Consider the following 6,224-nt stretch of genomic DNA (forward strand, 5'->3'; position numbering starts at 1 on the left):
CGCGGCGCTCTCAATCCTCTTGAATCGGGGTAATGTCCAAAATGGGGTCTAACCGTTTGGAACGCCCCACTATCCGGGCCCATTCTTCGGGGTCTGAAACTCCCGGCAGGTCTTGGTGAGCTGCAGTTTCATCCCGAATCGCGGCCAGCAAGTGTTCGAGACGAATCCCCGGCTCGCCGCGAAGCGCTTGTTGAACCGCCCGTGCCTTAGCTTTTTCGACAATCGAAGCCAGCATCGCTCCCGAAACCAGGTCAGAGAGATACCAGGTCTCTTCCTTGCCGGATTTACGCGTCACCCGCAGGATGGCTGTAGCCGCATCGCGAGTAAAGACCTTGTCGATGACCTCATCGCGCAAGGCAGCGGGGTTTACTCCCGGGGCATAGGGCAGGTCCTCACGCAGATATTTTCCGAGAATCTCGGTGCAAGCCGCTTTATTGGGCCGCGGGATGCGAATATGCATGTCGAGGCGCCCGGGCCGGACAATCGCCGGATCGATTAGGTCCTCGCGGTTGGAAGCGCCGACTATGACCACGTTACGCAGCTCCTCGACCCCATCAATCTCCGCGAGGAGTTGCGGAACGACGGTTGTCTCGACGTCGCTCGAGACGCCCGTGCCGCGAGTCCTAAATAGGGCCTCCATCTCATCAAAAAAGACGATGACCGGAACCCCGTTCGCGGATTTTTCGCGGGCGCGGGAAAACACGGCACGCACACGCCGCTCGGTTTCGCCCACGTACTTGTCGAGCAGTTCGGGGCCTTTAATATTGAGGAAATGGGCCTTCTTGCCGAGCATCTCGCTCAGCGAAGTGGCGATTGCCTTGGCTATCATGGTCTTCCCGACGCCCGGCGGGCCGTAGAGCAAAATGCCCTTGGGGGGTCGCAGCTGATAGCTTTCATAGAGTTCGGGGTGGGTCATTGGCAGTTCGATGGTTTCCCGAATCAGTGTCAAGACGGATTCGAGTCCGCCAATCTGATCCCAGTTCACGCCCGGATTGTCGTCAAGTTCCAGGCCCTCAATCTCAGGTCGCGCCAGATATTCCTGGGCAAACCCCGATTGCAGATCCACCAGTAGCGTGTCGCCGGGGCGAATCCTCGTGCCGTGAAGCCGGTCGCTCAGTCGCAGCAAACGAACGCTATCGTTGTTGACCGTGACGAGGATGCGGTCTGTATCCACGTGTTCCAATACGACCGCGCTCACGCCGGTATCGGCGGCGGTTTCTCTCCCGATGCCAACCATTTTGTCGTTTAGCAAAATGGTGTCGCCGAGCTGGAGCCTTCCCCACGCAATCGTGTCGCCGATGGTGACGCGAAAACGTCGTCCCATGACGGAAACGTCTACGAGACGTTGTTCCGAATCGACAAGTTTCACGACAGTCCCGTGAGTAAGGGGCGGCTCCTGTAACCGCTGAATCTCTTTGCGCAGATTCTTCAACTCACTTTGAGCCTGTGCCAAAGCGGAGGCCAGCAACGTGTTCTGGTTTTCCAAGCGCTGCGGCTCGCTGGTCTGCCCGCTCGGATTGCTCGAAACATGGCTATCTGACATGGTCACCTCCTAGCTGAACCAGTGCATGATGACGAGACATCAGCGTCCCTCCTTAAACTCGGGAGATGAGGTCTCCCAGCAAGGAAACACCTCCGCCACGTGAAAGCGGACGGAGATGCCTCCTGGTCCCTGTCAAGTTATAGGGGATTATTCCGTGTTCATCCGTAACTGTTTTGCCACGGGTTGCTTTCGCGGCTCGCAGCATCACAATACCAATGAGGCGAAACGGAACAGAGCCTATCCATCACTTCAGCTCTTTATCCTTATATTCCTTCGCGAAGACCATACAGATGAGGGCAAAGGCCGCTACAACACACATATAGTAAGCTGGCGCGATGGAATTTCCGGTCGTTTTTATCAGCAGGGTGGAGATGAAACCAACCGTGCCGCCAAAAATCGTATTGGCCAGATTGAAAGAAATGGCAAAACCACTGTATCTCACTTCCGTAGGGAGAGTCTCAGAGAGGAAGGATGAGAGAGTCCCGTCATTAAGCGTGAGGCAATAAGCCAGAATTAACTCAATAATCAGAATAACAGCAAATTTACCGGTATTGAGAATATGGAAAGCCGGCACGGTCAGCATTATGAAGGACACCGAGGCCGCAATCATCAGTTTCTTTCGCCCAAAGCTGTCCGATAGCTTCCCTGATGAGAATATCATCAGCACGTAGGCAATCAACGTGATATTGGTGATGATGTTGCTCTCAACCGGGCCGAGCTTCACTTCGGTTTCAATGTAAACGGGCAGATACGTGAACACCATGTAGAACCCGATGGCATTGAGCGAGGATACCCCGAAACAAATCAGCGTCTCTTTGAGGTGCTTGGTGAACAGCAGACGCAGCGGAGAAGACATCTGTTTGCCGGATTCCTTGAGATTCTCTAGCATCCGCATATACACATCGGAGTCCTCCAGTCGCAGCCGCAGAGCCAGCACCACTACCCCAAGCGGGAAAGCCAGCAGGAACGGAATCCGCCACCCTATAGACTGCATCATCTGCTCCGACATGGTCAGAGTCAGAATCGTTGCCAGGAAAGAACCGCACATGAGTCCGACAGCAGTTGACGCCGGAACCATTGAGCAATAGAAACCTCGACGATTCTTTGGGGCATATTCAGCGATAAAGATGGCCGCTCCAGCGTATTCACCAGAGGCGGAGAACCCTTGGGTAAGCCGCAAGAGCAACAGCAACAGCGGTGCGGCTATACCAATGGTGGCGTAACTGGGAATCAAGCCGATGAGACTGGTAGAACCCGTCATCACCAAGATTGAAGCCGTTAGGGACCACTTTCGTCCCTTCTTGTCACCCATGTAACCCCAGAAGAATGCCCCTATGGGTCTTGCCAGGAAGGAGAGCGCAAAAACGGCGTAGGTCGCGAGGAGTTTGACGCTGGGATCTCCTTCCGGGAAGAATACTACCGCGATTACCGTGGCAAGGTATGAATAGGAACCGTAGTCCATCCATTCCGCAAAGTTCCCCAAGAAAGATGACGATAGCACACGGCGTACGATGACATCGTCAGTTTCCATTTTTTCAGGTTGGTTGTTGTCTGTCATATCTATCCCTAACTGATTCCTGAACAAAATCCGAATCCGTAGGTATATTTAAGATTACTCAACAACTAGGATGCGGTTGTTTCCAGGATTTCTTCTGGTTGCTCCGCGCTATCTAAACGACTCTGTTTCCGGTTCTTCCGGCTCTGGCGCAGCATACTGACGCTCGGGTACATCCCTCCTCCTACTACCAGTATAAAGCCCAGAACCGTGTTAATGGTCAGAGCTTCCCCAAATACCAGCAAACCGGTGAACAGGGCCACGGGAACCTCCCAGTAGGCGATGATGCCGTAATCCGCAGCCGGCAGGTTTCGTCCTGCCACTAACAGGAAGCCCAAGGCGATAGGTCCGCAGATAATCCACAGCAGCACCGCACCTACCCAGTTAAAGGGGGTCAGCTGCAGATCCAAAGCCCAACCGGGCACGTGACCAAGCGTGCCGATGAGGTGCAACATCAGCGCCAAGCTGCCGGCTGCAACCGTAGCGGCAATAAAGTTCCACACACCACGGGCAGTCGTGTCCGCGTCTTTGCGGTAGCCGTTAAAGAACATTGATGAACCATAGAAGATACCGGAAAGGAACCCAAATAGGTTGCCCACTCCGGCAAGCGGGAATTCGGGGGTTGAAGCCGTCAAGTTAAAATCAACGAAAAATCCATTGTCGCCAAAGCCAATGAGCTGGTTGCCGAACAACATCCCCGTAAACACCGCCACCAGACATATGTAGTGGACGAGAGTCATCGGTTCTTTACGGAAGATCCGTGCCAGCACAATGCAGACGACCGGTCCGATGTAGATGAGCAGCACCGCGTTGGCGACAGTGGTCAGCAAAGTCGAGGTCACGTAGCATCCCAGAGAAAGCCCAATCATGACCCCGCCCATGATGATAGCGGGGCTGACTTTCAGTTCTTTCCACACTTTCACCTTTTTCGTCATCAACATCAAGCAAACGAAAAAGATGATGCCCATAGCCATACGTCCGGTTGCCATGAGAGCACCGACGCTATTGCCAGCGTTTAAGCCTTTAGAGCCGTCAAACATATCTGTTCGTGTACCCCACCGACTGAATAGCGGGACCAGGCCCATACCTGTGGCAGAAATAAACATGGCGATGGCGCCCCATTTTGTGTTCATTACATAATTATTTCCAGTACTCATTACCCTCACGACCTTTGCGAATTTTTGACCCGTGGCCCCTCTCCTTTGAGGGGCGCTAAATAAATGTCTTGCTGTAGAAAAAGATTGGAATACGCTAAATAGCGTTTATAGTCCCGCTGGGGCTGCGAAAGAACTTTCCGCAGCCCCAGCATGAACTGTCATCGTGTTAATTCAGAATTGAAAACTAACTCGAGTTAGACGAGAGTCGGATCAGCAACCTGATTCGGGAAGTAATCCTCGCAGGTGCCTTCGCGGTAGACGTCTGCGGTCGAGCAGTGCAGGCCGCCGCCGAACGGGTAGGCATCGCGGAACGGAACCGGAATCACGTTCATGCCCAGCTTGTCCATCTGCTCGAGCTGGTTGGTCTCGGAAGCCTCGACGATAACCGTCTTGTGATCCAGGACCAAGCAGTTCATGGACAACCACACGGAGGAGTAGCACAGAGGCGGCGGAGTGGTGTGAGCCGGCTGTGCTGCGTCCACAATCTGCCAATCGTTCGCTTCGAAGATCTTGCGCTGTTCTTCGGGCAGGCGGCGGTGCGGGTTGTTGATGATGAGGCCCGGACGCAGCGGCACGAAGGTCGCGTCGATGTGAATCGGGTAGGGGTCGCCGGGGAAGTTCACAGCGTGTACCCGGAAGTCGGGGTAGTAGCGCTTGAACCATTCCATAGCCTTGCGGTTGGTGGTCAGGCCATGCTGAATGAACAGGTCCTTGCCCAGACGCATCACGTCAGCGGCGTCCCACAGGGGCTCAACTTCAGTGGTGACGAAGTCTTTCGCGGCGGTGCGCTCCAAGCGCTCCTCCAGAGAAATCCTCTCATCGTAGTAGTTGTGCTTGTAGGACTTATCGGTCAAACGAGGACGAGGAGCCTGGGTCCACTTGAACTCCGGATCTTCCTCGAAGTACTGGTTCATCAACGGCCAGTATGCCAGGTACTCGAAGTAGCGGCAGCGGAAAGAGTTCGCGGCCGACATAATTTCGTTACCGATGGTCAGCAAGATGTCGCGAGGCGGCATACAGGTCATCATGGAATCGTTGCGGAAATCCGGAGTACCAATGGCCTGGTTCCACTGCAGCGGCGTAGGACGGTCGACGATAACACCGTGATCTTCCAGAATCTTCGCCAAGTTATCGAGTTGGGCATTGGCCTTCTCAACGGTTTCCAGCGGGCGCATACCCCACATACCGCGCATCTCGGAATCGACAGGAACCTTCTCAGAGGTCGCCGGTTCCTCCGGGGGAATCATAGAGTTGTCGGCGCGTCCGACAATCACTCGCTTCAAAGGATCAAAATCGTTCCAAGAACTGACGATTTTCGCCATATCAGTCTCCTTATAGTCTGATGCGCTACCTCGCACATCTGCTTGTTTATTGTTTCTGTGTTGTACGGAGAGCCGACCATCTTTGGTCGGTTCTCCGTATCCATCCCGTGCTCCATTCACGGAATACAAAGCCGGATTGCCAACTTTGGTATATTCCCCACTAGGCTCCAATGGGGGGTTCTGCAGGGGTGCCGAGGCATCTCTCCATCACCTGTTGGTACAAGTGTACAACCTTTTGGTACGAATGTACAGGTTTTTTTAGAAAGAACTTTTTAATTCCTAAAATGCCTGATAAAAGGCGGTTTATGGGAGTAAAAAACGTGGCGCCCCGGATTCCGAGACGCCACATTCATCGGTTATTTTAACCGCGCTGGTTTTACCGACCCTTCAAGAAGGCCTTGCCCAGCTGACGGTTCAAGAACGCTATGCAATCTAGCGGGATTTGCTTCGGGCACGCAGCCGCGCACTCACCGATATTTTGGCAAGCGCCGAAGCCTTCCGCATCGTGCTGGTTCAACATCGCCACCACGCGCTCGTAGTTCTCGACCTTACCCTGCGGCAGCAAGCCCAGGTGAGTGACCTTGGCCGAAGTGAACAGCATAGCCGAACCATTCGGGCAGGCCGCCACGCAAGCGCCACAGCCGATG

At 54.2% G+C, this 6,224-nt stretch carries 5 protein-coding genes; all 5 read right to left on the reverse strand.

Annotation, left to right across the window (positions count from 1 at the left end; genetic code table 11):
• Nucleotides 1-10 precede the first annotated feature (10 nt).
• On the reverse strand, nucleotides 11-1,543 hold the full coding sequence (gene arc / locus AC5LBQ_RS05570) for a proteasome ATPase (protein ID WP_307741952.1): 1,533 nt from the start codon (nucleotides 1,541-1,543) through the stop codon (nucleotides 11-13).
• Nucleotides 1,544-1,787: 244 nt separating this feature from the next.
• The gene (locus AC5LBQ_RS05575) at nucleotides 1,788-3,101 is read right to left on the reverse strand and encodes an MFS transporter (RefSeq protein ID WP_297345957.1); all 1,314 of its coding nucleotides are present in this window, start codon (nucleotides 3,099-3,101) and stop codon (nucleotides 1,788-1,790) included.
• A gap of 65 nt (nucleotides 3,102-3,166) precedes the next feature.
• The gene (locus AC5LBQ_RS05580) at nucleotides 3,167-4,231 is read right to left on the reverse strand and encodes a DMT family transporter (RefSeq protein ID WP_297345956.1); all 1,065 of its coding nucleotides are present in this window, start codon (nucleotides 4,229-4,231) and stop codon (nucleotides 3,167-3,169) included.
• Between the two features lie 218 nt (nucleotides 4,232-4,449).
• On the reverse strand, nucleotides 4,450-5,577 hold the full coding sequence (locus AC5LBQ_RS05585; RefSeq protein ID WP_295027045.1) for a serine/threonine protein kinase: 1,128 nt from the start codon (nucleotides 5,575-5,577) through the stop codon (nucleotides 4,450-4,452).
• A 376-nt stretch (nucleotides 5,578-5,953) separates the two neighbouring features.
• Nucleotides 5,954-6,224, reverse strand: a 271-nt coding sequence (locus tag AC5LBQ_RS05590; RefSeq protein WP_493264865.1) for a 4Fe-4S dicluster domain-containing protein, incomplete at its 5' end; no start/stop codon positions are given.

The sequence above is a fragment of the Mobiluncus sp. genome, from assembly GCF_985070215.1.

Coding starts and splice junctions, on each gene's coding strand:
- arc (WP_307741952.1), bottom strand. CDS start 1,543: ATGTCAGATAGCCATGTTTCGAGCAATCCGAGCGGGCAGACCAGCGAG.
- AC5LBQ_RS05575 (WP_297345957.1), bottom strand. CDS start 3,101: ATGACAGACAACAACCAACCTGAAAAAATGGAAACTGACGATGTCATC.
- AC5LBQ_RS05580 (WP_297345956.1), bottom strand. CDS start 4,231: ATGAACACAAAATGGGGCGCCATCGCCATGTTTATTTCTGCCACAGGT.
- AC5LBQ_RS05585 (WP_295027045.1), bottom strand. CDS start 5,577: ATGGCGAAAATCGTCAGTTCTTGGAACGATTTTGATCCTTTGAAGCGA.